Origin of the sequence: Microlunatus ginsengisoli (genome assembly GCF_039537205.1) — a bacterium.
Taxonomy (GTDB): Bacteria; Actinomycetota; Actinomycetes; order Propionibacteriales; family Propionibacteriaceae; genus Microlunatus; species Microlunatus ginsengisoli.
The window spans coordinates 93,317-119,884 of the sequence record NZ_BAABAB010000028.1; the positions used below are offsets into that span (position 1 = coordinate 93,317).

Below are 26,568 nucleotides of genomic sequence, written 5' to 3' on the forward strand. Positions count from 1 at the left end.
TCAGGACGCACCCGAGGGCAGCACGACGCGCTGTCCCTCGCTGAGTCCGGAGAGAACCTCGGTCAGGTCGGAGCCGACCACGCCGGCCTCGAACGGAGCGGCCTGCTGCGAACCGTCGGCAGCTAGCAGGATGACCGTGGTGGTCGCGCCGTTCCGGTGCACAGCCGCGTTCGGCACGCTGAGGACGCCGTCCTTCTCCACCGTCCGAACGGTGGCGCGGGCGGTCTGTCCGTCCCGGAGCCGGGAATCGGTCCGGTCCAGGGCGACCGTCGCGTAGTAGCTGATCGTGCCCGAGGCCGCCGTTCCCGACGGCGCGATCGAGACCACGTGGCCGGTCAGCGTGGCGTCCGGTGCCCCGTCGGAGGAGATGTCCACCTTCTGGTTGGGCTTCAGCTGCGCGGCGTCGGACTGCTCGAAGGGCAGCACCAGCTGCAGCTTGCTCACGTCGGACAGCACGATGAACTGGGTTCCACCCGGCCGGCTGGCACCGGTCGGTGCGGCCGCCGCGGCAGCCGCACCCGGGATGGCCGCGGAGCTGCCCGGCGCCTGAGCGGTGGTCGCGGTGCTCGGCCCGACGTATTCGCCCTTGTTGCCGTTGATCGCCTCGACGGTGCCGTCGCTCGGCGCGGTCAGGGTCGTGTCGTCGACCAGCTTCTGGGCGCTGCGCACCGCCGCCTCGGCGCCGTCCACCATCGCCTGCTGCTGGTCGATGCCGTGCGGCCGATCGGCCGAGCTGGCGGACAGTCCGTTCTGCGCGGCCACGGCGCCCTGCTTCGCGTTGGCGATCGCCAGCTTCCCCGCTGCCGCGTCGACCTTCTTCTTCTGCTGGGCCCCGACGAGGGCGGTCTGGTCGGCCACCACCTTCTGCTTCGCCGCGCTGACGGCCGACTGGGCCGTGATCACCTCGGTGCAGGCCGAGGCGTCGCCGGCACTCGCCGTGCTGCCCAGCTGGGCGTTGAGCTGGGCCAACGTCGCCTTGGCGCCCGCGGAGTCGCCCGACTGCAGCTGGGCGAGCGCCTGCTGGGCGAGCGTGCCGACAGCGGCGTTGGCGCTGGCCGCGCCACTAGAGGCCGCCTTGCAGGCCGCCTTCAGCGACGCGAGCGCGCTCTCGGCCTGGTCCCGAGCGTCCTTGTCGGTGCTCAATTGCGTCTTCGCCCGGCTGATCGCCGCGTCGTCGGCGTCGGCGGTCGCCGCCACCTGGGACTGCGTCGCCGAGACGACCGCGTTGGCCTGGCTCACCGTGTTCTGCGCGCCGCTCACCGTGGTCGCACTGATCAGCCGGTCCAGCCCGGCCTGCTGCGCCTTCAGGTTGCCCTCGGCCTGGGCCAGAGTCGCCTTGGCCGCCGTCGCGTCCACCGTGGCGAGCGTCTGGCCGGCCGTCACCTTGTCACCCACCTTCACCCGGACCGAGGTCAGCTTGCCGCCGGTGGCGAAGCCCAGGTTCTCGGTGCCGATCGCGGACAGGGCGCCGCTGGCCGAGACGCCGGCCGTGACATCGCCCCGGCTGACCGTGCCGGTGTTGGCGGCGACCGCGCTGGGCGTGGAGCAGGCCGCCACCGCGACCAGCAGGACCAGGGGTGCGCCGACAGCGGCGAGACGACGGGGTCGTACCGCTCCCGTCATGCGGCCCACCCCGAGGAAGGGACCCGAAGGTCGGACATCGAGACTCCTAAAACGAATGGTCGTTCTGGTTGAGCATAGCTAGCCGATATAGTCCTTGTCATGCCGCGAGTCACCGACGCCCACCGGCAGGCCCGCCGCGACCAGATCGCCGACGCGGCTCTCCGCGTGCTGAAGCGGAACGGGATCTCCGACACCTCGATCGCCGAGATCGCCGAGGAGTGCGGGCTGTCGATTGGCGCGATCTATGTCAACTTCGAGAACAAGGCCGCGCTCGCTCGCTATCTCGCCAACCGGCTGTTCGCCTGGCGGATCGAAGGACTCGAGACGCTGGCCGCGAGCGAGGGGGTGCACACCCCGGCCGAGTTGATGCGGCCCCTGCTGGCATCGATGTTCGACGAGAACCGGCCGCCGCTGCCGGTCATCCTGCAGTTCTGGAGCGAGGCGATCGTCGACGACGACCTGCACGCCGTCCTGGTCGAGCAGATCGAGAAGCTCCGGGCCAGTCTGGAGCGGGCGCTGCGCCCCTGGGCGGACGCGGCCGCCGGCGGTGACGGCGGCGAACTCGCTACCCGGGTCGCCGGCGCCTGCCTGATCATGTGCCAGGGCTTTCTGGCCAACCGCTGCCTGCTCGGCTGGATGAGCGCCGAGGAGTATCTGGACGCGGTCACCACGGCGCTCGGCGCCGGAGCGGACCGATCGGAGCGCTACTCGGCGATCGGCGGGTAGGCGTCGGCAGTCGGGCATCAGGACGGGGGCGCGCGACGTCGACGTCGAAGGCCGAAGCGGGTCGGCCATCCGGCGCCCTGGGTCCACGGCGCGCGCTCGATCAGGCGGATTCCAGTGAGATTGGAGCCGCGTCGTCCAGACTTGGACCGAGGGGCGCCGATCCGCCGAGCCCTTCGACCCACGGGACCGGCCGGGAGGCAGCATGAGCGACAGCGGACGTACGACCCAAGCCAGGCCGGGCGCTCGGGTGGTGGTCGTCGACGACCACCCCTTTTTCCGTGACGGGCTGATCCGCGGCCTGCGGCAGAGTGGTCAGATCGAGGTGATCGGCGAGGCCGGGGACGGCCGCGAGGGCCTGGAGCTGATCAGGTCCGCCCAGCCGGACGTCGCCGTGCTGGACTATCAGATGCCCGACCTGGACGGGCTGGACGTGGTGCGGGCGGTGACCCGGGACGGGCTCGGCACCAAGACCCTGATCCTGTCCGCGCTGACCGACAGCGCGGTGGTCTTCCAGGCCCTCCAGGAGGGCGCGAACGGCTATCTGTCCAAGGACTCCCGCCGCGCGCAGATCGTCGACGCCGTGCTCCAGGTGGCCCGCGGCCAGACGGTCGTGCCGCCCGAGCTGACCGCCGGCCTGGCCGACCAGATCCGGCTCCGGGCGCAGCACAGCGGACCCGTGCTGAGCGAGCGCGAGCGGCAGGTGCTGCAGGGATTCGCCCGCGGCCTGTCGATTCCGGAGCTGGCCGCCGAGCTCTACCTCGGCGCGAGCACGGTCAAGACCCACACCCAACGGCTGTACGAGAAGCTCGGGGTCTCCGACCGCGCGGCCGCCGTCGCCGAGGGGATGCGGCGAGGGTTGCTGGAGTGAGCGCCACTCGCGCGTTGCTGGCCGAGCACTCCCGCCGCGGCGCCGGCATCCGCCGGCTGCTGCGGCTGATCCTGGTCGGCTTCTTCGTCGCGGTCCTGATCACCGAGCCGCCGGTGGAGCACCGGATCGTGTGCTGGGTGATCGTGGGCTGCTACCTGGTCTGGACGCTTGCCGTGGGGGCGCTGACCAGAGGCGGGTACGAGCGCGCCGAGCGGCTGTCCTGGCTCGCCCTGTTCGTCGACGTCGCCACCCTCGCCGCCCTAACCCTGATCACCGACAGCTCCGCCAGCGTGTCCTGGACCCCGTACCTGTTGATCAACGGCTTCTTCCTGATCCCGGTGATGGCCGCCGCCCAGCTCAACCCGGTGGTGTGCGTGGTGGTGATCGCGCCGGCCGTGCTGGTCTATCTGGTCTCCGGGCTGCTGATCCGGCACGTGTCGGAGGAGCCGATCTCCTACGTCCTGCTGCGGACCGCGATGCTGGCCTCGGTCGGCCTGGGCGCGATCTTGCTGTCGCGGCTGCAGCGCTCCCGGGTCGAGACCATCGCCGGGCTGCTGTCCGACCGCAACGCCTTGCTGGAGGAGATGGTGACCCTGCAGCAGCGAGAGCAGCGCGACCTGGCCGAGAACCTGCACGACGGTGCATTGCAGTACGTCCTCGGCGCACGCCAGGAGCTCGACGACGCCGTCGACGGCGACCCCGAGGCCGCCGAGCGGATCGATCAGGCCCTCGGCGAGGCCACCCGGCTGCTGCGCTCGACGATGAGCCAGCTCCATCCGGCCGTGCTCGACACGGCCGGCCTGCTGCCTGCCCTGCGCGACACGATCGAGACGTTCCGGGCCCGCGGCCGGTTCCGGATCGAGCTGGACAGCGCGGACTGGGACGACGGGCTGCGCACCGACGCCGACGAGCTGCTGCTCACCACCACCCGCGAGCTGCTGACCAACGTCGTCAAGCACGCCGGCGCGCGCACGGTCCGGATCGGGCTGAGCCGGACGGGCGACACCGCCCGGCTCGTGATCGCCGACGACGGGCGCGGCATGGCCGGCGTGGACCTCGACGCCCGGCTGGGCGAGGGCCACCTGGGCCTGGCCTCGCGCCGGATCCGAATCGAGGCCGCCGGCGGCTCGATCGACTTCGGCCCGGCCGACCCGCACGGCACCGTCGTCGAGGTGCGACTGCCGCTCAGCGCCCGGCCCGTGCGCGCCGTCGCGCCAGCAGCATCCTGATCACGTAGGCCGGTCGCGGCGGCACCCAGCCGAGCTGGCGGGCCAGGCCGAGATCGTCACGGACGGCGTCATGCTCGGCGATCCCGTCGCCGGCGATCCGGAACCAGTGCACCTGCCGCGTGGCGAACGACCGGCCGGTCGCCGGGAAGACGTCGGTGACCGACCCGTCGTCCGGGTCGTGCCCGACGAACGCACCGGTCTGCCGCCCGTACAGGGTCACCCAGGCGATCGCGGTGTCCCCGACCAGCTCGAACCGGTGCAGCTCGAACTCCAGGTCGGTGAACGCCGTCCGGAGCCAACGCACCGTCGCCTGCAGGGCGCCCGGGCCGCGACCGCGCGCGGCCGGCGGCTCGGTGATGGAGCGGTGATTGACGAAGTCGGGCGTGACGTTGTGCTCGGCGAGCTCGAGCCGCCCGGTCTCGATGATCGCGAACTGCTCGCGGACCAGGCGCTCGGCGGTGCCGGCATCGACGGTGGTGGACAACCTTCACTCCTCTCCCGAGCGGCTCTTGCGCCGCTCTGCGGTTCCCCCTATGGTGTCATTATTCATCCGATAAAACTTCGGATCAATGTCGGAGGGAGCAGCAGATGACTGTCGAGATCACCCGGGAGCGTTCGGCGGCGTACGTCGTGCTGGAGCGGATGTTCCAGGAGGGCTTCGCCACCGGCAACGCCGCCGTGGTGGACGAGCTGTGCTCGGCGGACTTGGTGGAGCACCAGTTCGGGCTCGCCGGCGGATCGCCGGCCGAGGCGCTGCAGCATGTCCGCGACGCGATCCGGGACGTCCATCGCGCCGTCCCGGACATCACCTTCACCATCGAGGACTCGGTGGAGTCGGCTGACACGATCTGGGTTCGCGTCCGCGCCCGCGGCACCGCCTCGGGCCCGTTCTTCGGGCCGCCCAGCGGGCGCCGGGTCGACTTCAGGGTGGTCGACATCGCGCGTGTCGTCGATGGCAGGATTGTCGAGCACTGGGGTGTGCCGGATCGGTTCGCCATGCTCGCCCAGACCGGCGTGCTGGCCCGGCTGGGCTGAACGGCCACGACGATGCGCGATCTCGTGACCTCGGACGCGACAGCTGAGGAGCAGACCGTGGGCGAGCAGGCCGGCACGGGGATCGCGGACCCGGTGAGTGTCTGCCGATCCGGGGAGGGCGAGGCCTGGTGGGCGATGGGATCGCTGTTCGAGAGGCTGGTCGGCGCCGAGCAAACCGGCGGCGACCTGGCCGCCATGGTGGTCAGCCAGCCGCCGGGCCTGGCCACCCCGACGCACGTGCACACCCGGGAGTCAGAGGCCTGGTTCGTGCTGGACGGCTCGGTGCTCTATCGCGCCGGTGACGAGCTGGTCTCGCTGACCGCCGGGGACTTCATCTATCTGCCCCGAAACATCCCGCACGCGTTCCGGGTGAGCGGCGACCGGCCGGTCCGCTATCTGGCGATCAGCCTGCCGGGCGCCCTGCTCGACATCTATCGCGACCTCGGCGTACCGGCCGCGGAGCGACGGCTGCCCGACGGAGGGCTGGCCGCCGCCGACGTCGAGGCGTGGAACCGGCTCGCGCCGAGCTACGGTCTGCGGGTGGTCGGGCCGCCGATCCCACCCGGGCCGCCGAGCGCGGGAGGGGGTCCGTTGCCCTGACCTCCACCGACACCGACGCCAACGCCGACGCCGACGACCAGCAGCACTCCCCCGCCCGGCCGCGGCGGACGTACCGCTCACCCCGGCGGGCGGAGCAGGCAGCCGCTACCCGGGCGGCGATCCTGGCTTCGGCGCACGAGCTGTTCGTCGCGAACGGCTATGCCGCGACGACGGTCGCCGACATCGCCCGGCGCGCCCGGGTAGCGGTGGACACGGTCTATGCCACCGTCGGCAAGAAGCCGGACGTGCTGCGCGAGGTGCTGGAGACCGCGATCTCGGGGAGCGACGTCGCGGTGCCCGCCGAGCAGCGGGACTACGTCTTGCGGGTCCGTCAGGCCACCACCGCGGACGCCAAGATCAGGGCGTACGTCGACGGTCTGATCGCGCTCCAGCCCCGGCTGGCGCCGGTCGTGCTGGCGCTGCGCGACGCAGCGGGCACCGACCCCGAATCGGCGGCCCAGTGGCAACGGATCGCCGACCGGCGCGCGCAGAACATGCGGCAGTTCGCGGCGGACCTCCGCGCCACCGGCGAGCTCCGCGAGGACCTGACCGACGATGACGTCGCCGACATCGTCTGGAGCATGAACGGACCGGAGTACTGGACGCTGCTCGTCGGCGAGCGGGGCTGGACCGCGGAGCGCTTCGGCGACCACGTCGTCGACGCCTGGCAACGCATCCTGCTGGCCGCTCCCCGTTCGTCTCGGGCGTCCCGCGGATGAAGGCCGCCGACGCGCACAAGATCGAGGTCCTGCCGGGCCTCGACGGGCCGGACGCGCCATGACCGGGAACCCGTTCGCCCCCGGCGCCGCCTTCCCGCCGCCGGCTCACGACGATCCCCTTCCGCCGGCCCGGATCACCGACGAGGGCGTCCGCGTGCTGTCGGGTGTTCCCTATGCCGATCTTCCCGGCGTACGGCCGCTGGAGCTCGATCTGTACCTGCCGCCCGCCGGTACGGCCGGCACGGGCGCAGCGGTGATCTTCCTGCACGGCGGCGGCTGGCAGCTCGGCAGCCGACGGCTGCTGGGTCCCGCCTATGCGCGCTGGTCACCGAGCGCGCTGGAGCGGATCGCGGTGGCCGGCATCGCCGTGGCCAGCGCCGACTACCGGCTCAGCGGCGAGGCGCGCTGGCCGGCTCAGCTGCACGACGCCAAGGCTGCCGTGCGCTGGCTCCGGGCGCGCAGCGACGAGCTCGGCATCGATCCGGACCGGATCGCAGCCTGGGGCGAGTCCGCCGGCGCGCACCTGGCGCTGCTGCTGGGCCTGACCGGCGATGAGCTCGACGGCTCGGTCGGGGTCACCGGAGGGTCGACCTCTGTTTCCGCGGTCGTCTCGTGGTACGCCCCCAGCGACTTCCTCGCGCTGGCGGCCGACGCCGGGGCGGACCCGACGGCACCGGACAGCCTCGAGGCGCGGCTGCTCGGAGCGCCGTTGAGCAGCGTGCCGGAGTTGGCGCGCCAGGCCAGCCCGATCACGTACGTCCGCCCGGACGCGCCGCCGATCCTGCTTCTGCACGGGCGCGACGACCGGCTGATTCCGTGTGCACAAAGCGAACGGCTGGCCGCTGCCCTCGACGCCGCCGGCGCGCCGGTCGTGTTCGACAGCCTCGCTGGTGCCGATCACACCTGGTTCGGTTCGCCCCACGCGCCGGCCCAGGCGCTCGAGCGCAGCATCGCGTTCCTGCTCGACCCGTGGACCACCGGCGCCTGACTTCGGTCGCCCAGCGGGACGAGCCGGGCCGCCGGCGCGATCACCGACGGCGCGGGTCGACGTGGATCTTGGGGCCGGGCCCCGAGCCCGCCGGGCGGATGCCGGCCAGCACATCTCGGACGCCGTCCAGGCCGACGGTGGCCGCCACCAGCGGTCGCGGGTCCACGGCACCGGAGGCGTAGGCGGCGATCGCGGGGGCAAGTCCCGGCGACCCGGACAAGATCCCGACGGCCGTGACGTCCTTGAGCACCAGTGTCCGGGTGTCGATCATGCTCGGCCGCCCGGCCAGGCCGATATAGACCAGCCGCCCGGCCGGCTCGACCAGGTCGAGCGCGAGCGCCGGCAGGTGGGGGGCGAAGGACGCATCGATCACGGCGTCGTACGGCTCGTCGGGCAGCGAGTCCTCACGCCACACCCGCTGGAAACCCAGCGTCCGGGCGAACGCCGTCGAATCCTCGTCCCGCGCCATCAGGTGGACCTCGGCGCCCGCGGCCCGGAGAAACATCGCGCTGAGCAGCCCGATCGTGCCGGGTCCGAGCACGAGCACGCGGCCGCCCGCCGAGTCGGGGTCGAGTGCCGCCCGCGCGGCCCGCCAGGCATTGCCGCCCGGCTCGACCAGGGCGCCGAGCACGGGATCCAGCCCGTCCGGCAAGAGATGTAGCGACGACGCCGGCACGGCGAGCCGCTCGGCGAGCGCTCCGGGTCGGTCGCCGCGGATGCCGACCTCCTGGCGGTTCTCGCAGACGTGCTGACGGCCGGCGCGGCAACGCCGGCAGGTGCCGTCGCCGAGCATGGTGTCGCCGATCACCCGCCGCCCGATCCAGGACGGGTCGACACCGGCGCACACCTCCACCACCAGCCCCGTCCACTCGTGCCCCAGCCGCAGCGGGTACGTCGTGTCCCCCGACTCCAGATACGGCATGTCGCCGATGAAGAAGTCCACATCGGTCCCGCACAGACCGACCCGGTCGACCTCGACCACGACCTCACCCGGCACCGCGACCGGCGGGGAGACCTCGACGACCCCGCCCGTCCGCGGCCCGGTCAGCTCGAACGCGCGCACCGGACGTCGAAGCGGCGGCAGTTCCCGCGCCCGCCGAGGTCGCTCAGGTCGCGTCTCATCGTGTCCCCTCCCGGACCCTCCTTGTCACGATCACCGCTATTTATCACGTTCGCCGCCGCCGACTCCCACGAGCCCACGCTCCGGTTCGGTCACCGGTGCGAACCCGCCGGGCGCGGGCCGTCGTCGAAGGCGGCCAGGAAGCGGTCGCGGAACTCCTCCATCCGCCACACCGGCGCGTCGTCGGCCGGCCGCAGGCCGGTCGTCCAGCCCCAGGATCCGATCCGGGCGAGCACCGCCGGGTCCTTCGCCACCACGCTGACGGGCACGTCGTGACCGGCCCGATCACCGGTCACCACCGGTGACGGCTGGTGATCGCCAACCAGGATCAGCACCAGGTCGTCACCACCGAACCTGTCGGCGTAGGAGGTCAGCGTCTGCAGCGAGTAGCCGAGCGCCCGGACGTAGTCCGCGCGCACCTGGTCGCGATCGCGGGTCAGGATGGCCTCGGGCGGCAGCGCGGGCGCGGCCATGCCGTCGTAGGCCGAGCCGTCGCCGACGCTCCCCCAGTCGATCAGGGGCGGCACCGGCGTCCAGGGCGCGTGGCTCGAGGTGAGCGGGACGACGGCCATCACCGGCCGATGACCCGGCGCCCGCTCGCTGCGCTCGAACTCGGCAAGCGTGTACTGGTCGGGCATCGCGGACCAGCTGAAGCTCGGTCCGCGGTAGCCGAGATGCGCCTCGTCGTGGACACGCTGATAGCCGAAGAAGCGCGACTCGGGCCACGGCCGGGTGGTGCCGGGCGCGACGGCAGCCGTGCGCCAGCCCGCGCGCGCAAACGCGCCGACGAGGGTAAGCCGGTCGCCGGCCACCAGCTCCCGATAGCGCTGCTGGTTGTCGATCCGGACACCGGAGAGCAGCGTCGACTGGGCCAGCCAGCTGCCACCGCCGGCGGTCGGCGAGGTGAGATAGCCGCTACGCGCACCGATCCCGGCGGCCGCCAGCCGTCGCGTGCCGTCGTCGAGCAGGCCGTCGATCCGCGGCGCGAGTCCCGGGTCCTCGATCGCAGACCGGCCGTAGCTCTCGACGAAGACGAGCGCCACGTCCTTGCCACGCAGGGCGGTCAGCAGTCGGTCCGACGAGACATCGGCGTACGCGTCCGCCGATGCCTCCCGCTCGAACCGGGCCCGGTCGCCTAGGCCCCGGCCGATGCCGACCACCCGCCCGAACGCCATCGCCGACGCGGCGTCGGAGGCGAGCGGCAGATCCGGTTCGAGCCGGACGTCTGCGGACGACAGCAGCAACCAGCCGGCGGTGCCGACGCACACCAGCCACGACGCAGCGGTGCGCCGAGCCACGGCGGCGCCGGCCGCCCGCAGCACCGCGGCGAGCACGCCGGCCACCACGGCGACCATCATCGCCACCGCGCCGATCGCCGCGCCGGCCTGCACCGGCGGGCCGGCGCTCGCGACCAGCAGCCGGACCGCGTCGCCCAGCAGGCCGATGTCGAGGACCGGGTCGAACGGCCGGCCGAGGGCCGCGGAGAAGCCGAGGTCGACCAGCTTGAGAACGGTCAACAGACCCAGCGCCGCCCCGAGCAGCCAGCCGAGGACCCGGCGGGGCGCCGGCGGCAGGGCCAACAGCACGGCGGCACCGAGAACGAGCTCGATCGGTGCGACCACGAACGCCTCGGGCACCAGCCGGTCGAGCCGGTCCGGCAGCACCAGGGCAACGAAGATCACCGCTATCGCCAGCGCGTCCAGCGCAGCCGAGCGGACAGGCAGCCGAACCGACTCGTCGCGCGTCGTCTTCCTCCAGGTCCCGGTCCGACCCTAGACGAGAGATTCCACCTGATGTGTCCGGGTCGGCCGGCGGGCGGGATCCCGACCGGGTCGCGCCCGGTGCGCGCGGTGACTTGCCAGGGTTGGACGGGTTCGGGTCAACTGACCCCCATGACGGCTACCGATTCCGCCGAGCTGCCCGAGCGCCGGGCCGAACGGCTCAAGGAGCGCATCTACGTCACGTTCACCAGCCTCGCCGTGGTGATCGCGATGAGCTCACGCGCCGAGGACCTGACCCCCGGTGCTGCGGCCGTCACGTTGACGATCACCGTCGTCGGAACCCTGCTGGCCGTCTTCGTGGCCGACCTGGTCGCCCACATCGTCGTGCACGCGACGATGCCGGCCCGTGAGGAGCTGGGGCACATGGTGCGAGTTTCGTCCAGTTCGCTCGGCGTGCTGGTGCTGCCGCTGATCTTCATCGGCCTGGCCGGCCTCGGCCGGTGGCACCTGGAACAGGCGATGCGGGCCTCGTCCATCGCGCTCGCGGCGACCTTGATCGTGATCGGCTACCTCGCCGCCCGTCGTCTCCGGCTGCCGTTGCGATCTCGCCTGGTGATCTTGTTCGCCGAGTTCGGCCTGGGCGTCTTGGTGGTGCTGCTCGAGCTGTTGGCGCATACCTACGGCGAGTCGCACTGAGCCGTCCGCGTCCGGGCTCCCAGGGCCCGGGCCCTCCCGATCAGGGTGTCGTCGGGTCGGCGAAGCCGACATCGGCGTTCGTCACCACGCCTTCGTCGAGCTGCACGACCTCGGTGATCATGGACAGCCGACCGTGGGGCAGGTCGCGCAGCTCGCGGCGGAGCAGATAGGGCTCGAAGATCCACCACTGCACCTCCGTCCGGTAGCCGGTGCCCTGCTCCTCGCCGCGCAGTTCGAACCGGTACCGGCCGCAGACCCGGTCGAGCACGGTTCCCTCGCCGTCCGCGCTGAGCTCTTGCTGTCGACCTCGGGCCAGCACCAGGTCCAGCAGTCTCAGCGGGTCCGTGGCGTCCAGCCGCCAGGGATCGTCGTCGCCCTCGACCACCACGGCCTGCCCGGCCGCGCCGTCGACGAAGATCTCGGTCGGGCGGCGCGGGTGCTCGGCGGGCGTCCAGGCGGTCGCGAAGTCCTCCATGCTGCGCGCCGTCCGGCCGAATCCCCGCGGCGCCGTGACGTCGGCCAGGACGTCGGGGAACGGGCGGCCCGCGTGGTCCCGGAGCCGGAAGCGCGGGCCGTCGAGCCACAGTGTCAGCTCGGAGCTGCGGTCCGGGGCGCCGGGCGCGGTGGACTCGCGGCGGAGCCGGATCCGGGCGTTGGGAAGATCGAGACCGTCCATGATCGCCACCTCAGGGCTTCGCGCTGGACTTCAGGTTGTTCGTCAGGGTGGCGAAGTCGTTCAGATCCTTCGCGACCATGTCGTAGCCGCGGCTCTGCGCCGGCAAGCCCTCGGCCTTCAGGTAGTCGAGGTGCTCCCGGCCCATCCCGACGTAGCGCACGCCGCGGGCCACCGCGTCGCGAACGGCGTGCGAGAAGTAGAGGTTGCGCCACTTGCCGAACATGGCGCCCTTCTGGTCGGGCGTGCCGCGCGGCATCGCCTTGAGCTGGTTCCGCTCCGCCTGGGTGATCCCGGTGTCGGCCTCCATCCGGGCGGTCATCGACGCGATCACGGCGGCGGACAGCCGGCTGAGCGCGGGCAACTTCTTCTTGCCCGCGGTGGTGTCGAGCGCATCGCCGAGATAGCCGTCGACGGGCAGCCCCTGGATGAACCCGTCCAGCTCGCCTTTGGTCGCGGCATGGGTCGCGGCGAGCTGCTGGTGCGCCGGTGGCACCGGCGTCTTCGCCTGCTTCAGCTGGTCGACCTCGTCCACGACGTCGGCCGCATAACCCCAGGCGATCTTGAGATAGCGCTGCAACGGCTGACCGACGTACCCGCCGGGCTTGAGGTCGTCCAACGACTTGGCCCCGTCTGCGTACGGCTGGAAGATCACGAAGGCGAACCCGATCTTGGGAAACAGCGACTCGCCGCCGAACTGGCGCTTGTCGGCCACTTTGTCCACACCGAACGCCTTGAACCGGTCTGCGTTCTCGGTCTCGTACGCGGCCCTCATGCCGGGCCGGCTGCTCAGGTCGTCGGTCGCGAACGGCTCGTAGGTGAAGCTCTTCGAGCCGACCGCAGGCGCCACGTGCTCCATCGTGACCAGCGTATGGTCCTCACCCAGCAGGTTCGTGCCGCCCGGCGCGAAGCGGACCCAGGTGCCCGGGCTGCCGGACGTCGCCGGCAGGTTGCCGAGGTAGTCGGTCTTGCCGGCCGCGTGGTCGGCGAACTCACTCATGCTGCCGTAGTCGCGGACGACGTTGTCGGTCGTGAAGGTCTTCATCCGGGCGTCCAGCCCGGGCTCGTCCGGCTTGACCTGGGCCGCGGAGACCCAGGCCCACCGCTGGATCGTCACCGGCGGGATCGGCCCGGCGGCGCCGGACGGGTCCTCGACCAGCCGGCAGACCGCGCGGTTTCCGGCCGCTCGTTGCAGCGCGGCGACATCGCCCGGCGCGTGTCGCAGCCGGGGATCCGCGACCGCCGAATCGTCGAGCGGATCCGGATCGGACCGGCGCAGGACGTGCGGAATCCACTCCTGCGGTTCGGCCCGACGCTGCGGCATCCCGTACCTCACCTGAGGGAAGCGATTCGACTGGCAGCCTAGCCATCCGGGCCGGAGAATCCTTGCCCCAAAGTGCCGCCCTTCGGGCAGGCCGCGGGGATCAGCTCGCGGCCGGGTCGCCGGCCAGCGCGAGCAGGTCGTCCAGGGCCGGCAGGAAGTAGTAGGCGCCGGTCTCCGCCGAGCTGTAGCGCGTCAGTGCGTCGCGCGGCTGTCCGTCCACTCCTGCCATTCGGCGCAGCATCTCGTGCAGAACCCGCTGGTCGGCGCACAGGCCGACGAACATCGTTCCGTGCCGGGTGACCGACCCGTAGGCGAGGTTGCGCCGCACGATCTTGCCGACCTCGTCCTGATCGGTCCGGGCCGCGTGCGCGGTCTCCGGCTTGTCCGCCAGTTCGATGCTGTCGCTCTTGGTCCGCCCGATCACTCGCTCCTGCTCGGCGACGTCGAGGTCGCGCCAGGACGGGTCGTGCGGCCACCGCTGGAGCAGCAGCACGCTGCCACCCGCGCCCGGGCGGCCCGGCGGCACCAGGGCGACCGACGGGATCTCGACCAGGGACGGGTTCTCCGTGCCGTCGACGAACCCGGTCAGGTCGCGGTGGTGTTGATAGCTCCATCCCTCGGACTCGTCGGAGACGACGGCGACGTCGGCCAGCCCGCGCACCGCCGCGCCGGCACTGTCGAAGACGACGTCACGGCTGCCGCCGGCCACCCACAGCAGCAGGTCGTGCTGGATCGCCGGCATGGTGAAGCCGTCGTCGCCGACCACCGGCTGATCGAAGCCGGTCAGCCCGTCCGGGCAGGAGGCCGGTGAGAGCTCGCGCCAGACCTCCGGCCGGAAGCCGATCACGACCGTACAGCCGGCGCCGGTCATCACGGCCGCGTCGACCGCCTCGACGGCGGCGACCAGGGCCGCGGTCGGGACCCCGGCCCGTCGATCGAGCTCCAGGTAGGCGTGACTGGTCGTCCCGAAGGCCAGCACACCCAGCTGCGGTCCCGCCGCGTCGCCCATCACGTCCTCCACAGCTCCCGTCGAACCGGTTCCGACCCGGTCGAAATCCGGTCAGCAGGCTAGCGGGTCCACGCGGCAGCGGGCACCATGAGTGGGACGGGGTCGCGTTGTCGACCATCAGCGACCGGCGACGGGCGGCACCGGGCGAGTGGAAAGATCGGTGATCATGAGCGCCAGCGAGGACATCGGCGAGTCGTCTTTCTCCGTGAAGAGCCCGTACGGCCGGCGTGCGGTCGCCCTGTCCGTGGCGGCGGCGGTCGGCGGCTTCCTGTTCGGCTTCGACTCGTCGGTGATCAACGGTGCGGTCGACTCGATCCAGCGCGACTTCGCCCTCAACGACGTGGTGACCGGTCTCGTGGTCGCGATCTCGTTGCTCGGCTGCGCTGCGGGCGCCGTACTGGCCGGGAACCTGTCGGACCGCTGGGGCCGGCTGCGAGTGATGTTCATCGGCGGCATCATGTTCTTCGTCAGCTCGCTCGGTGCCGCGTTCGCGTTCGGCGTCTGGGATCTCGCCCTGTGGCGGGTGATCGGCGGCCTGGGCATCGGCACCGCATCGGTGATCGCGCCGGCCTACATCGCCGAGATCGCACCCCGTCAGATCCGTGGCAGCCTGGCCTCGCTGCAGCAGCTCGCCATCACGATCGGCATCTTCGTCGCCCTGCTCAGCGACGCGCTCTTCGCCAACGCTGCCGGCGGCGCGGACAACGAGCTGTGGTTCGGCCTGGAGGCCTGGCGCTGGATGTTCCTGGTCGGCGTCATCCCGGCGGCGGTCTATGGGTTGCTGTCGTTCACGCTGCCCGAGTCGCCGCGATACCTGCTCGCCAAGGGACGCCGCGACGAGGCGCGCTCGATCTTCGCCCAGCTGGTGCCACCGGTCGACCTCGACCACACCGTCCGCGACCTGGAGACCGCGATCGAGACCGACCGCGCCAACGCGGGCGTGTCGCTGCGGGGACCGGTGCTGGGCCTGCAGCCGATCGTCTGGGTCGGCATCATCTTGTCGGTCTTCCAGCAGTTCGTCGGCATCAACGTGATCTTCTACTACTCGACCACGCTGTGGCAGGCAGTCGGTTTCTCCGAGTCGGACTCGCTGCTGACCAGCGTGATCACCTCGGTCACGAATGTGCTGGTGACCCTGGTCGCGATCTTCCTGGTCGACCGGGTCGGCCGCAAGCCGATCCTGCTGACCGGGTCGGTGATCATGACCATCTCGCTCGGGCTGATGGCGGTCGCGTTCGCCTTCGCCGGGGTCGGGCCGGACGGCGCGGTGCTGCTGCCCCAGCCTTGGGCCACCGTGGCGCTGATCGCGGCGAACGCTTTCGTCGTCGGCTTCGGGGCGTCGTGGGGTCCGCTGGTCTGGGTGCTCCTCGGCGAGATCTTCCCAAGCCGGATCCGCGGCAAGGCACTCGGCGTCGCCGCGATGGCCCAGTGGCTCGCGAACTTCCTGATCACGCTCACCTTCCCGGCCATGAGTGCCTGGTCGCTGCCCCTGACGTATGCCATGTACGCCCTGTTCGCCGCCCTGTCGTTCGTGTACGTCCTGTGGCGGATCCCGGAGACCAAGGGGATGGATCTGGAGCAGACCGAGACCCTGTTCACCGAGCGGGCGCACCGGCACGCGACGGCCTGATCCGGTCACCGCTCGAGCGGGCAACCCCGATCCGCACAGAGTCCGCCCGCGATGACCTGGCTGGCCGTCCTGCTCTCGGTGGGCTCGGCGCTGGTCGGCGCGGTCGGCATGGTGTTGCAGCAGTCGGAGGCGGCGTCGGTCGGCGACCGCGGTCTCGGTCTGCTCAGGGCGATGCTCGCCCGGCCGCGATGGTTGCTCGGCTATGGACTGGGCGTGCTTGCCGTCGCGCTGCAGGCGTGGGCACTCTCGGTCGGTGCGTTGCTGGTGGTCCAACCGGTGGGCGTAACCAGCCTGCTGTTCGCGCTGCCGCTGGCGGCCCGGTTCGCCGGCCGGTCGATGACGACCGGCCAGTGGGTGCACGCCGGCGTCCTGACCGCGGCCCTGGCGGCCTTCGTGCTGATCGGACGACCGTCGGACGGGCAGCCGATCCAGCCCTGGTCGAGCTGGCTCGTCATCGTCGGTCCGGCGCTCGGCGTCGTCGTGGCCCTGTGCCTGCTGGGTAGACGCGTTCGGGGTACGCGGCGCGCGCTGCTGCTGGGTCTCGGCACCGGGATCATGTTCGGCATCCAGGCCGCGTTGTCGAAGTCGGTGCTGACGATCGGCACGAGCGGTGGAGTCCAGCTGCGAGCGGTGGCGACGAGCTGGGAGCTGTATGCCCTGCTGCTGATGGCCGTCGCGAGCGTCGCACTGCAGCAGGTCGCCTTCCAGGCGGCGGCGCTGTCAGCGTCCCAACCGGCGATCACCGTGATGACTCCGATCTCCGCCGCCGTCTGCGGGGTGCTGATCTTCGGCGAGGGCCTGCACACGTCGCCGGCCGGCTGGGTGGTGGTCGCGGTGGCGGTGCTGGCGATGGGCTGGGCCACCGTCGGGCTCGCCCGATCCAGCTCCGCCCGTCCGGCGGTGCGGCCGCCGATGACTCGCCCACCGGCGGTCGCCCGGGAACCGAACCGGTGATTCGGCGCATCGGACGGGGGCGGCGCAGGCTTCGTCCCTGCCGCCTCGGCTGTCACCCGCGGATCCACGTCTCCCTTGCCCCGGGGCCGACCGGTGAGGCGGGCTTGTCGGCACGCTCGGACCGCACGCCGATGCGCCGGGTCAGGGAGGTTCGGGGTCAGGGAGGTTCGGTGTCGGGGAGTGGTGGTGTCGTGGTCCAGTTCTTGCTGGCGATGCGGGGGTGGATGATCGGGCGTTGGGCACGGTCGATCCATTTTGGTGGGGTCCAGGCGGGGAGGCCGTCGGTGGTGATCCGGCAGTGCCAGCCGCGGCGTTGGAAGTTGTGGTGGTGGTAGCGGCAGACCAGGGTGAGGTTGGTCAGGTCGGTCGGTCCGCCGTCGGTCCAGGGGATCACGTGGTGCCGTTCGCACCAGTGGGGGTCGACATCGCAGCCGGGGAAGGAGCAGCCGGCGTCGCGGGCGTAGAGGGCGAGGGTTTGGGCGGGTGTGGCGAGCCGGCGGGACCGGCCGAGGGTGAGGATGTCGCCGGTGGAGCCTCGCAGGCACCAGGCGATGCCGGCCTGGTCGGCGAGTTCGATCACCTGGTCGGCGGGGACGGGGGTTCCGTCGGTGAACCGGCCGCTTCCGATCCGGGTGGCGAGATCGTCGGCGTCGATGGTGATCAGCACCGTGGTCGGGATGCCGCCGGTGTCGGGCAGGGTGCCGGATCGGAGCAGCCGATCGCAGACCTGTCCGAGGGCGTCGTGCAACCGCTGCGGCCGGGTCCGCGGGTCCGGCTCCACCTCACGCCGCCCCGACCCGCCGTCGACTTGCCCGAATCCGCCGGCACCGGCGCCGGGCACACCTGCAGACGAGCCGTCGGCTCCCGCCGCGCCCGTCGCCGAGCCGTCGGCGCCGGTCGGCCCGGCCCCGCCGGCTGGGCTGCCGGTGAGGCAGATGCTGGTCGGTTGGCTGGTGGCGAGGGAGTCGAGGACGGTCTTGAGTTTCTGCCCGACCTCGGGGGTGAGCCGGAACTCGCCGCGGAACGATCCGTCCTTGACGGCGCGGAGGTGGAAGAACCGCCGGGTCTGGTGGTGCTCGTCGTTGGGCACGGTGCCGTCCGGGTCGATCGCCTCCACCACCCGGACCGCCAGCCGGCGCAGATCCTCCGGCCCGACATCGGCGGCGGCCGACACCAGGATCTGCTCACCCGCGGCCACGTCGGCCGGGTCGAACCCGGCCCCGTCGACCTGGCGGAGCGCGGTATCGATCACCGCGACCTGCTCCGGCGTCACCCCACCCGTACGCTGCGCCGCGGCCAGCACCGGCCGCCGCGGCCCGAGTGGTTCACCCGTCATCGACAGCCGCGGCCCGAGCTGCTCGGCCGCCCGGACCCGCCGGGCCGCCTCCCCAGTCGAGATCCGCAATGCCGAGGCCAGCACCCGCACCAGCGAGCGCTGACACAACCGTGCCGGCAGATCCGCCTCCACCGCGTGCCCGATCAGGGCGTGGTCGACCAACGCGACCCGGTTCCGGACCGCCTCCACCTCCTGCGCGAACCCGACCAACTCATCCGGGTCGAGATCGACCAACGCGCCGTCGTCGACCAGCTTCACCAGATGATCCAGAGCGGTCGAGAACCCGTCCAGGGCATGCCGCAGCGGCGACGCCACGTCAGCATCGACGACCCCACCCCCGACTCCCATGCAGCCATTCTAGTCGAACACACGTTCGGAAACAAAGACCACCGCGCGATCACTTCTGTGATGTCTCAGGACACGGGTGACAGTTCTGGATCAGGAGATCGGCGAGGGTTGTGTGTGTCGGGACGTGAGTGACGCTCCGACAGGCTCAGCACTCCAGACGCATGATCACGCGATCGTGCGTGGGCTGCTGCACCCGCCGAAAGCCGACGCGCTCGAACAGCCCCTCACGACCCACATGCGCGTCCGACGGCCTCCTGACGCCCTTCGCCAAGGGCCAGGCCTCGATCGCCGCGGCTCCCGCGTCGCGAGCGAGCTCGACGGCCCCGCGCAGCATCGGGAGCACCGCGTACGCCGACATGTGGTGCCCGGCCGAGCGCGCGACCGGGGGTACGATGGTGCAGGGGATCAGCCAGGTGTCCTCGTCCTCGTCGCGCGGGCGGTCGACGATGAGCCGGCTCCGCCCGCTCAACGCCGCGACGTAGCGGATCCGCGGCCCGCAGGCGCACCAGCCGACCGGCTGACCGGCGTGGACGGCCACTACTCCCATCGGCTGGTCCTGGGTCACGGCCAGGCTCTCGAATCTCCGCCGGTTGCCGCCGCCGTACCAGCCCGCCGCGAACTGCCACGACGTCGAGCAGAACGCCGTGCACCAACAGTGACGCGTGGATCGGAAGACCTCGAACAGCTGTCCCAGGAGGTTGAGGTGATCCGGGCCGACGGGCAGGATTTCGAGCTCCGCTGCGGATTCCATCGCTGTCCGACCCGCAATTGCTCAGCCGGCGTGCATCCGGAGATCGCGGGCGAATCGGTCGCCGAGCTCGATCAGCGCGTCCAGCTCCGGGTGTCTGACGATGATCATTCCGTCGGAGAGCAGGGTGGCCCGCCAGTCGCGGCGGTGCGCACCGACCGGCAACAGGTCGAGCACGCACACGTTGTCGCGATACCGCGCCAACAGCCCGTCCAGGCCCTCGATCCGGGTGATGTGGCCCGATCCCTCGGCCCGCTTGAAGATGCTCGCGGCGTTGTACGCCTTCACCAGCGGCTCGGGGGTCGCGCCGACGACCGCCTCCGCCCAGGTCCGGAACAGGTCGCCATCGGTGGAGTAGTTCATCACGTCGACGGTCCGCGCGCCCGGGGGCCGCGCGCCGATCTCGCCGAAGACCACCTCGCCGTCGTCCTTGCGATACCACTCCATGTGGGTGAAGCCGGCCTGGAATCCCAACGCCTGCAGGACCGCCCGTCCCATCGCCCGGCCCTCGGCCAGCCGATCACTGTCGATGTCACGCAGCGCGACGGTCATCGGGCTGATCCACTCGTGGCTGCGCGCCTGCAGGGGCCGGGGTCGATACCAGCAGATGTTCTCGAACACGACGTCCCCACCGCCGCACACGGTGTCGTAGGTGAACTCCTCGGCCTCGATGAACTCCTCGACGCTGAGCACGTCGACGTGTCGCACCATCGGCAGCACGTCGCTCAGCTCGGCCGCCGAATCGACCCGGAACGTGTCGGCGGATCCGGCCCCGGCGATCGGCTTGATGATCAACGGATAGCCGATCCGTTCGGCCGCCTCCCACACTCCTTGCACGGTGGAGGTGCTGGCATGTCGCGGGGTACGGATGCCGGCCGCATCCAGCACCTGCTTCATAAGCTCCTTGTCCCGGAACGGCAGTGTCTGTTCGACGGTCATCCCGGGCAGGCCGAAGGACTCTCTGATCCGGGCCGCAAGCACCATGTACGGCTCCCACAGGCACTCGACTTGATCAATGCTCGCGTGCCGAGCCAGCCCGTGCAGCGCAGCCAGCACCGCGCCCTCGTCGGCCAGTGAGACGTGCTCGTAGTGCGCCAGATGATCACGAGCCTCCGCCGGCAGCGCCTCGACGGGCTGGTCGCCGATCCCGATCACCGACACGCCGGTGCGCGCCAGCGCCCGGGTGAAGTACGCCATCTCCAACGGAAAGCCCGGCGACACCATCACGACATTGGTCATGAGGTCCTCCCGGTCCGACGATTCGCGCAGACGCTTCGGATACCGACGCTCATCGTCACAAGACCTCCTCGAGCTCGACCCGGAGTCCGGTGATGATCCGGTCCAGCGCCTGCCGGACGACGGCGGTGTCGGTATGCCGGACGGTGACGAACCCCTCCCCCTCGTACGACGTCGACGCGGGTTGCCCAGGCCGCGGCAGCCGGGCGTCCACCACCAGCTCACCGATGTCGTGTTGCACCTCGTCGACGCCGTGCACGGTCCGGACCACGCCACGGCCCATTCCCCGCAGATACGCGGTGCCGGTCGCGAAGATCCGATCCGGCGGCTCGAACCGGTCGAGCAGCACCAGCTCGGCCCACAGCGTGTAGAAGTCGACCCCGTGGCTGAAGCCGATCATGGATGCCAGCTGGGCGCCCGGCGGGCGGGCGCCGACCTCTGACACCGCGACCGAACCGTCAGGCCGCTCGAACCACTCCATGTGCGTGAAGGCCGTGTCGACCCCGAGAGCGCGCAGCGCCGCCGGGCCGATCTGCTTGATCGCGTCGTACTCGGCACCGCCGATGTCTCGCGGCAGCAGCACCGTCCACTGCACCCAGGGCGTGCGCAGCACCTCTAGCGGCGGCGGCTGGTAGTCCGAGATCGACGACCACAACGTCTCGCCGCCGACGGTCACGCTGTCGAAGGTGTGCTCGCGTCCGGTCAGGAACTCCTCCAGCAGCCAGATCTCTGCCGGGTTTGCGCGGGCGGCCCCGAGCCAGGAGGCGAAGTCGGCCTCGGTGTCGAGCCGGTACGTCGCCTTGGCACCGGCACCGTCCGGCGGCTTGGCCACCAGCGGCAGGCCGACCTCGGCCAGGAAGTTCGTGGCTTCCTCGGTCCGTGACACCAGCTGGTGGCGGGCACACGGCACGCCGGCGGCTCGCAGCACCGACTTCATTCGCGACTTGTCCCGGACGTTTCGTGCCACCTCCGCGGTCATCCCCGGAATGCCGAGCGCGTCGCGCACCTCGGCCAGTGGCACCTGCAGCTGCTCGAGTGCGCCGATCAGCCGCTCGACCGGGCCGCCGAGCTGCCCGGCCAGACCGCGGACGGCGTCGGCGATCTGTTGCGGATCGAGGGCGTCCTCGACCCGCCAGTGCCCGGCCAGCGCCTCCCGTAGCTCGGGCGACAGCCGATCGACCGGCTCGGTGGTGATCACGCCCAGTCGTACGCCGGGGATCCGGGCCGCGCAGAGCACGAATCGTGCGGTGGCCTCGAGCAGATAGGGAGCGACAAAGGCGGCGACGACCATAGCCGGAGGCTATCGGTCGCGGCGCCCGCTGTCGCCGGTCCCAGCCCGGTCCCCGGTGCGGAGACCTATGCCGGGGTCGACGCCGCGTGCGCCAACCGCTGCACCAGATCGTCGTCGACCTCGTCGAAGAAGCCTCCCACCACGTTCTCCACCTCACCGAATCCCTCGGCACAGAACAGGATCGGCTGATAGTGGGTGATGTCGTAGGTCTGCACACCCATCCGCGCGACGTCGAGCGGTCGCAGGTCGGCGTCGGCCACCTGCTGGATCTCGCCGTAGGACGACAGCAGGCCGGCGCCGTAGCTGCGCACCTCCCCCTTCTCCCGGAGCACACCGAACTCCAGGGAGAACCAGAACACCTTGGAGATGAACTCCAGCGCCTCCTCGGTCTCGACCCGGCGAGCGGCCTCGCCGGCGGACCGATAGACCCGGGCGAACCGGTCGTGGGCGAGGCAGTTGCCGTGCCCGACTACCTCGTGCAGGACGTCCGGCTCGGGGGTGTAGAGGGGCACCGAGTGGTGCCGGACGTACTGGGTGGAGTGGAAGACTCCGTCGGCCAGCGACCCGTAGAACTGAAGCAGCGGAACCAGTCCGGCGGCCGGGACATAGCCGAAGCCGGTCAGCGGCCGAAGCCGCTGGTTCACCTCGGACAACTGCGGGATGTGATCCTCCGGCAGCCGCAACCGCTGCTTGCCGTCCAGATAGAGCGCGCTGGCATGCCGCTCGTGCAGCCGGTGCAGTTCCCGGCAGACCACCCGCCAGACCTCGTGCTCGGCGTCGGTGTACGGCGCCACCGGAATCGGGTCGCCCGGTTGCCACTCCATCGCCAGCGTCGCCAGCGCATTGCGCCGCGCCCGGTATTCAGGGTCGGACGCTCCGGGGTGGTCGTGGTCGAGATGGACCGTCGCCTCACCGGTCTCGGACCGGGTGACGGGTGCGTAGAGCTGTGCCTCTTCGAACATCTCTCCTCCTGACGGTGTGGGCCAGTGTCCGGATGTCGCCCGACGGGTGCGCGGCGCGGCGTCCTGGTGGTCCCGCCAGCCAAGGGTTGCTGGCCGGCGGCTCGGGAGCCTGCGTGCCGGGCCCCGATCCAAGGGTAGGCCGAGGGTCCGGGCCCGGTCAGCCGGAACGACGGCGCCGGGTCCGGATTCCGGTTGGCCCGGGACCCGCGCGCACCGGCGTCCACCGCTGGCGACAGACTCTGATGATGCTCCTGGATCTGGCCGACAGGGTCGTCATCGTCACCGGCGCCGGACGCGGCATCGGTCGCGCGATCGCCGAGTCGTTCCTGCGCGAACGATCGCGGGTGGTGATCTCCGACGTCGACGCCAAGGCCGTCTCCTGGTTCGACGACGCCCGCCGAGCCGCGGACGTCACCGGCGACGCCCGGGTCTGCGACGTCCGCGACAGCGCCGCGGTGGATGCGTTCGTGGCCGACGTCGCGGGGCGGTTCGGTCGGATCGACGTCCTGGTTAACAATGCCGGCGTGATGGGCGACGGGCTGGTCGAGGAGATCGACGACGAAGCCTGGAACCGCTGCTTCGACGTGAATGTCGGCGGGACCTTCCGGATGTGCCGGGCGGTGGTGCCGATCATGAAGCGGCAGAACGCGGGAAGGATCGTCAACGCGGCATCATTCGCCGCGATCGTGCCCGGCATCGGCAGCGCCGCCTACGCCGCCTCGAAGGCCGCCGTGGTGCAGCTGACCCGGACGCTCGCCGGTGAGCTCGGGCCGTGGAACGTGACCGCGAACGCGTACGCCCCCGGGATGATCCCGAGCGGCATCAACACGTTCGCCCAGATGAGCCCGGCCGAGCAGGACCGGCTGCTGGACACCCTGACCCTGCGCCGCTGGGGCACGGCCGAGGAGGTCGCCGACCTGGTCTGCTTCCTGGCCAGCGACGCCGCCCGCTACATCACCGGCACGCTGGTCGACGTCAGCGGCGGCAAGCTGGCGACCCAGCTCCCGCAGCGGGCGTACGAGATCGCCGGGTTGCGCCGATGACGGACAAGACCGACACGACCGGCACGACCGGTACGTCCGGCACGACCGGTACGTCCGGGGCCGGGCGCGTGCTCTGGGTCACCGGGGCCGGCAGCGGGATGGGCCGGGCGGCCGCGGTGGCCGCAGCGCCGCACCGCCGGATCGCGCTGAGCGGCCGGCGGCGGGAGCGGTTGGAGGAAACGGCCGAGCTCGTCGCGAGGGCCGGTGGTGAGCCGCTGGTGCTGCCGCTGGACGCGCGCGATGCCGGCGCGGTGGGCGCGGCTCACGCCCGGATCGCCGCGACCTGGGACGGGGTGGACGATCTGGTCCTGTCCGCGGGCGTGAACACGCCACGGCGCACCTGGGCCGACCAGTCACTCGCCGAGCTGGAGGACGTGATCAGCACCAACCTCGTCGCGGTCGCCCGGCTGGTCGATGCCGCCCTGCCGGACCTGCGCCGCCGGGGCGGCGGTCAGGTCGTGGTCGTGTCCTCCTACTCCGCCTGGCGCTTCACCCCCTACGCCGGGGTCGCCTACAGCGCCAGCAAATCCGCCCTCGCCTCGCTCTGCCAGACGATCAACGCACAGGAGGCGACGCACGGGGTCCGGGCCTGTCACCTGTGCCCGGGCGACGTGGACAGCGACTTTCTCGAGCTTCGGCCGGTGGTCCCGCCCGCCGAGGCTCGCGCCGCCATGTTGACCCCGGACGATGTCGCGCGCAGTGTGCTGTTCGTGCTCGACGCGCCCACGCACGTGCGGATCGACGAGCTGGTGATCAGCCCCCTGTCGCAGGCGTGAGGAGGGTGCGCGCCGCAGACGTGACGAACGTGCGCGCCGCCGGCGCCCGTCGGCTGCGCAGCTGGCGCTGGTCGGCGCCGGCGGTGGCGATGACCGCATGGGGCGGCAACCACTTCTCGCCACTGCTACTGATGTATCGCCGGGTCGAGGGCTACAGCAGCGTCCAGGTAGACCTGTTCTTCGCGTTCTATGTGCTCGGCCTGATCCCCGGCTTCCTGGTGGCCGGCCCGTTCTCCGACGAGCACGGCCGCAAGCGGCTGGTCACCGTCGCGCTGCTGCTCGGCATCCTCGGCAGTGTCGTCCTGGCGTTCGGCGGCTCCAGCGCGGTCCTGCTCTGCCTCGGCCGGTTCGTCAGCGGCCTCAGCGTCGCCGTGGCGATGGTGGTCGGCACCTCCTGGATCAAGGAGCTCTCCACCGACGCCGAGCCGGCCACCCGAGCGCGGCGGGCCTCGCTCACCCTGACCGCCGGCTTCGGTCTGGGCGCGGGCGTTTCCGGTGCACTGGCCCAGTGGGGACCGGCACCCACCCTGCTCCCCTACGCCGTGCACATCGCCTTGTCGCTGGTCGCGCTCGCGCTGCTCGTCCCGGCCGGCGAGACCCGCGTCCCGGTCGACGGACAATCCCGTCGGTTACTCGCGGACCTGAGGATCCCCGACCGCGGGCGACACCGGTTCTTCGGCGTCGTGCTGCCGATGGCGCCGTGGGTGTTCGGTGCGCCCGCGCTGGCCTTCGTGGTCGGTCCCGCGCTGATCTCGCGCGAGCTCGGTGCCGACCAGGTCGGCTTCGCCACCTTGGCCGCGGTGGTCGCCCTCGCCTCGGGCGCCGCCGTGCAGCCGTTGGTTCCGGCGATCGGGCGGCTGACGGGCGGGCGCCAGGCGGTGGTCGGGCTGGTCGTCCTGGCGATCGGCTGTGTGCTGCTGACAGTCGTCGCCCGGCTCGGCTCGGCGCCGCTGGCGGCGGTCGCCGCCGGACTGCTCGGGATCGCGTACGGCATCTGCATCGTCGCCGGTCTGGTGGAGGTGCAGGCGATGGCCGACCCGCACAGCCTGGCCGGTCTGACCGGGATCTACTACTCGCTGACCTACCTCGGTTTCGCGCTGCCGGTCGTGCTGGCCGCGCTGTCCCATCTGGTCGGATATCCGTATCTGCTGGCCGGCTTGACCCTGGTCTGCCTGCTCTGCGCGGTCGTGGTGGCCCGCAACCTGCGGGTCGACCGGCCGTGATCTCGTCGGGTCGGCTCCGGACCGGGGACGGTCCGCGACAGCCGCCGAACCGGGCCGGCCGAGGCGGTCAGGACGATGCCAGCCCGTCGACGATGGTGGCGATCCGGCGCTGCCGGGTCTCCGCGCGCTTGGCCGAGGCGACCGACTCGGCGCGCTCCCGCTGCAGGCTGTAGGAGAGGGCGTCGAACGCCTCCCGGGCGCCCGGGCTGGCGGCCAGCGCCGCCGCGAGATCGTCAGGCAGCTCGACCGTGCGGGGCGCGGTGTCGAGCTCGAGCACGACGGCCACGAGATCGCCCGCCGCGACCCCGGCCGCGGACCGGTTCTCCGCGCTCAGCGGCAGCATGGATGTGCCGCCGTACACCGCGATCGTGCTGCGATAGGTGTGCGGGCCGATGGTGACCCGGACCTTCGGCTTCTTGCCGGAACCGAGTGCCTCGACGACCTCGGTCGGCACCCGGAAGCCGGTTGCGGTCTTGCCGTTCAGCTCGATCGTGGTCTGGAACCGGAATGTCACCACGTCATCCAAACAGACCGAACCCGGGTGGCGGGGTGCCACTCGGGTTCTGGTCGGTGTTGCTGGGTTCAGTTGTGCTGCCGGGTTCAGTCCTCCTGCGAGGCTTGGCCCGCGCTCAGTTGCCACCGCCCATGATGTTGCTGCCACTGGCGATCATGTTGGTCAGCGCGGCCTGG

At 71.5% G+C, this 26,568-nt stretch carries 26 protein-coding genes; 13 read left to right on the forward strand and 13 right to left on the reverse strand.

Features of this window, described 5'->3' with window-relative positions; all coding sequences use genetic code 11:
• The gene (locus ABD747_RS18885) at window positions 1-1,623 is read right to left on the reverse strand and encodes an HlyD family efflux transporter periplasmic adaptor subunit (RefSeq protein WP_344807469.1); all 1,623 of its coding nucleotides are present in this window, start codon (window positions 1,621-1,623) and stop codon (window positions 1-3) included.
• Between the two features lie 99 nt (window positions 1,624-1,722).
• Here ABD747_RS18885 and ABD747_RS18890 point away from each other — a divergent pair, with 99 nt between their 5' ends.
• From ABD747_RS18890 to ABD747_RS18900, 3 genes are all read left to right on the forward strand, one after another.
• Window positions 1,723-2,349 (forward strand): TetR/AcrR family transcriptional regulator, encoded by a 627-nt coding sequence (locus tag ABD747_RS18890; RefSeq protein ID WP_344807471.1) that lies wholly within the window; start codon window positions 1,723-1,725, stop codon window positions 2,347-2,349.
• Window positions 2,350-2,551: 202 nt separating this feature from the next.
• Window positions 2,552-3,217, forward strand: a complete 666-nt coding sequence (locus tag ABD747_RS18895) for a response regulator transcription factor (protein WP_344807473.1) — start codon at window positions 2,552-2,554, stop codon at window positions 3,215-3,217.
• Window positions 3,214-4,446: a sensor histidine kinase gene (locus ABD747_RS18900; protein ID WP_344807475.1), complete on the forward strand. Its 1,233-nt coding sequence runs from the start codon at window positions 3,214-3,216 to the stop codon at window positions 4,444-4,446. The genes ABD747_RS18895 and ABD747_RS18900 overlap by 4 nt, the downstream gene beginning before the upstream one ends.
• Here ABD747_RS18900 and ABD747_RS18905 read toward each other — a convergent pair.
• Complete coding sequence (locus ABD747_RS18905; RefSeq protein WP_344807477.1) at window positions 4,403-4,930, reverse strand: ester cyclase; 528 nt, start codon at window positions 4,928-4,930, stop codon at window positions 4,403-4,405. The genes ABD747_RS18900 and ABD747_RS18905 overlap by 44 nt on opposite strands.
• 104 nt (window positions 4,931-5,034) lie before the next feature.
• Between ABD747_RS18905 and ABD747_RS18910 the strand changes: the two genes are divergently transcribed.
• The 4 genes from ABD747_RS18910 to ABD747_RS18925 are packed head-to-tail and all read left to right on the forward strand — an operon-like array spanning window position 5,035 to window position 7,788.
• Window positions 5,035-5,481: an ester cyclase gene (locus ABD747_RS18910; RefSeq protein ID WP_344807479.1), complete on the forward strand. Its 447-nt coding sequence runs from the start codon at window positions 5,035-5,037 to the stop codon at window positions 5,479-5,481.
• Window positions 5,482-5,493: 12 nt separating this feature from the next.
• Window positions 5,494-6,081 (forward strand): quercetin 2,3-dioxygenase, encoded by a 588-nt coding sequence (locus ABD747_RS18915; protein ID WP_344807481.1) that lies wholly within the window; start codon window positions 5,494-5,496, stop codon window positions 6,079-6,081.
• Window positions 5,988-6,800 carry a TetR/AcrR family transcriptional regulator gene (locus ABD747_RS18920; protein WP_344807483.1) on the forward strand — a complete coding sequence of 271 codons (813 nt, stop codon included), beginning with the start codon at window positions 5,988-5,990 and terminating at the stop codon, window positions 6,798-6,800. Before ABD747_RS18915 ends, ABD747_RS18920 begins: the two co-directional genes overlap by 94 nt.
• A gap of 58 nt (window positions 6,801-6,858) precedes the next feature.
• Window positions 6,859-7,788, forward strand: coding sequence for an alpha/beta hydrolase (locus ABD747_RS18925; protein ID WP_344807485.1), 930 nt, complete (start codon window positions 6,859-6,861; stop codon window positions 7,786-7,788).
• Window positions 7,789-7,828: 40 nt separating this feature from the next.
• On the opposite strand, the gene ABD747_RS18930 is transcribed toward ABD747_RS18925, so the two are convergent.
• Complete coding sequence (locus tag ABD747_RS18930) at window positions 7,829-8,851, reverse strand: zinc-dependent alcohol dehydrogenase (protein WP_344807487.1); 1,023 nt, start codon at window positions 8,849-8,851, stop codon at window positions 7,829-7,831.
• 149 nt (window positions 8,852-9,000) lie between these two features.
• On the reverse strand, window positions 9,001-10,590 hold the full coding sequence (locus tag ABD747_RS18935) for a sulfatase-like hydrolase/transferase (RefSeq protein WP_344807489.1): 1,590 nt from the start codon (window positions 10,588-10,590) through the stop codon (window positions 9,001-9,003).
• Window positions 10,591-10,800: 210 nt separating this feature from the next.
• Between ABD747_RS18935 and ABD747_RS18940 the strand changes: the two genes are divergently transcribed.
• Window positions 10,801-11,325, forward strand: a complete 525-nt coding sequence (locus tag ABD747_RS18940) for a hypothetical protein (protein WP_344807491.1) — start codon at window positions 10,801-10,803, stop codon at window positions 11,323-11,325.
• 40 nt (window positions 11,326-11,365) lie between these two features.
• Here ABD747_RS18940 and ABD747_RS18945 read toward each other — a convergent pair whose 3' ends face one another.
• The 3 genes from ABD747_RS18945 to ABD747_RS18955 form a co-directional block, all read right to left on the reverse strand.
• Entirely contained in the window at window positions 11,366-12,001 is a 636-nt protein-coding gene (locus ABD747_RS18945) for a hypothetical protein (RefSeq protein WP_344807493.1), read from the reverse strand.
• A 10-nt stretch (window positions 12,002-12,011) separates the two neighbouring features.
• Complete coding sequence (locus tag ABD747_RS18950; protein WP_344807495.1) at window positions 12,012-13,322, reverse strand: hypothetical protein; 1,311 nt, start codon at window positions 13,320-13,322, stop codon at window positions 12,012-12,014.
• Between the two features lie 100 nt (window positions 13,323-13,422).
• Entirely contained in the window at window positions 13,423-14,331 is a 909-nt protein-coding gene (locus tag ABD747_RS18955) for a Dyp-type peroxidase (RefSeq protein ID WP_344807497.1), read from the reverse strand.
• Window positions 14,332-14,497: 166 nt separating this feature from the next.
• Here ABD747_RS18955 and ABD747_RS18960 point away from each other — a divergent pair, with 166 nt between their 5' ends.
• Both ABD747_RS18960 and ABD747_RS18965 read left to right on the forward strand, forming a co-directional pair.
• Entirely contained in the window at window positions 14,498-15,961 is a 1,464-nt protein-coding gene (locus tag ABD747_RS18960; protein ID WP_344807499.1) for a sugar porter family MFS transporter, read from the forward strand.
• A 51-nt stretch (window positions 15,962-16,012) separates the two neighbouring features.
• Window positions 16,013-16,915, forward strand: coding sequence for a DMT family transporter (locus ABD747_RS18965; protein ID WP_344807502.1), 903 nt, complete (start codon window positions 16,013-16,015; stop codon window positions 16,913-16,915).
• A 157-nt stretch (window positions 16,916-17,072) separates the two neighbouring features.
• Here the strand turns inward: ABD747_RS18965 and ABD747_RS18970 are convergent, their stop codons facing one another.
• The 5 genes from ABD747_RS18970 to ABD747_RS18990 all read right to left on the reverse strand — a co-directional run bounded on the left by ABD747_RS18970 (window position 17,073) and on the right by ABD747_RS18990 (window position 22,836).
• Window positions 17,073-18,599 carry an HNH endonuclease signature motif containing protein gene (locus ABD747_RS18970; RefSeq protein ID WP_344807505.1) on the reverse strand — a complete coding sequence of 509 codons (1,527 nt, stop codon included), beginning with the start codon at window positions 18,597-18,599 and terminating at the stop codon, window positions 17,073-17,075.
• A gap of 145 nt (window positions 18,600-18,744) precedes the next feature.
• On the reverse strand, window positions 18,745-19,350 hold the full coding sequence (locus ABD747_RS18975) for a hypothetical protein (RefSeq protein WP_344807507.1): 606 nt from the start codon (window positions 19,348-19,350) through the stop codon (window positions 18,745-18,747).
• A gap of 21 nt (window positions 19,351-19,371) precedes the next feature.
• On the reverse strand, window positions 19,372-20,586 hold the full coding sequence (locus ABD747_RS18980) for an ATP-grasp domain-containing protein (RefSeq protein ID WP_344807509.1): 1,215 nt from the start codon (window positions 20,584-20,586) through the stop codon (window positions 19,372-19,374).
• Window positions 20,587-20,641: 55 nt separating this feature from the next.
• On the reverse strand, window positions 20,642-21,874 hold the full coding sequence (locus ABD747_RS18985) for a hypothetical protein (protein WP_344807511.1): 1,233 nt from the start codon (window positions 21,872-21,874) through the stop codon (window positions 20,642-20,644).
• Window positions 21,875-21,939: 65 nt separating this feature from the next.
• Window positions 21,940-22,836 (reverse strand): phenylalanine 4-monooxygenase, encoded by an 897-nt coding sequence (locus ABD747_RS18990; protein WP_344807513.1) that lies wholly within the window; start codon window positions 22,834-22,836, stop codon window positions 21,940-21,942.
• Window positions 22,837-23,081: 245 nt separating this feature from the next.
• Between ABD747_RS18990 and ABD747_RS18995 the strand changes: the two genes are divergently transcribed.
• The 3 genes from ABD747_RS18995 to ABD747_RS19005 are packed head-to-tail and all read left to right on the forward strand — an operon-like array spanning window position 23,082 to window position 25,878.
• Complete coding sequence (locus ABD747_RS18995; protein ID WP_344807515.1) at window positions 23,082-23,879, forward strand: SDR family NAD(P)-dependent oxidoreductase; 798 nt, start codon at window positions 23,082-23,084, stop codon at window positions 23,877-23,879.
• Window positions 23,876-24,655, forward strand: a complete 780-nt coding sequence (locus ABD747_RS19000) for an SDR family oxidoreductase (RefSeq protein WP_344807517.1) — start codon at window positions 23,876-23,878, stop codon at window positions 24,653-24,655. Before ABD747_RS18995 ends, ABD747_RS19000 begins: the two co-directional genes overlap by 4 nt.
• Before the next feature lie 5 nt (window positions 24,656-24,660).
• Entirely contained in the window at window positions 24,661-25,878 is a 1,218-nt protein-coding gene (locus ABD747_RS19005; protein WP_344807518.1) for an MFS transporter, read from the forward strand.
• 67 nt (window positions 25,879-25,945) lie between these two features.
• Here ABD747_RS19005 and ABD747_RS19010 read toward each other — a convergent pair whose 3' ends face one another.
• Window positions 25,946-26,392, reverse strand: a complete 447-nt coding sequence (locus tag ABD747_RS19010) for a YdeI/OmpD-associated family protein (protein ID WP_344807520.1) — start codon at window positions 26,390-26,392, stop codon at window positions 25,946-25,948.
• Window positions 26,393-26,568: the final 176 nt, after the last annotated feature.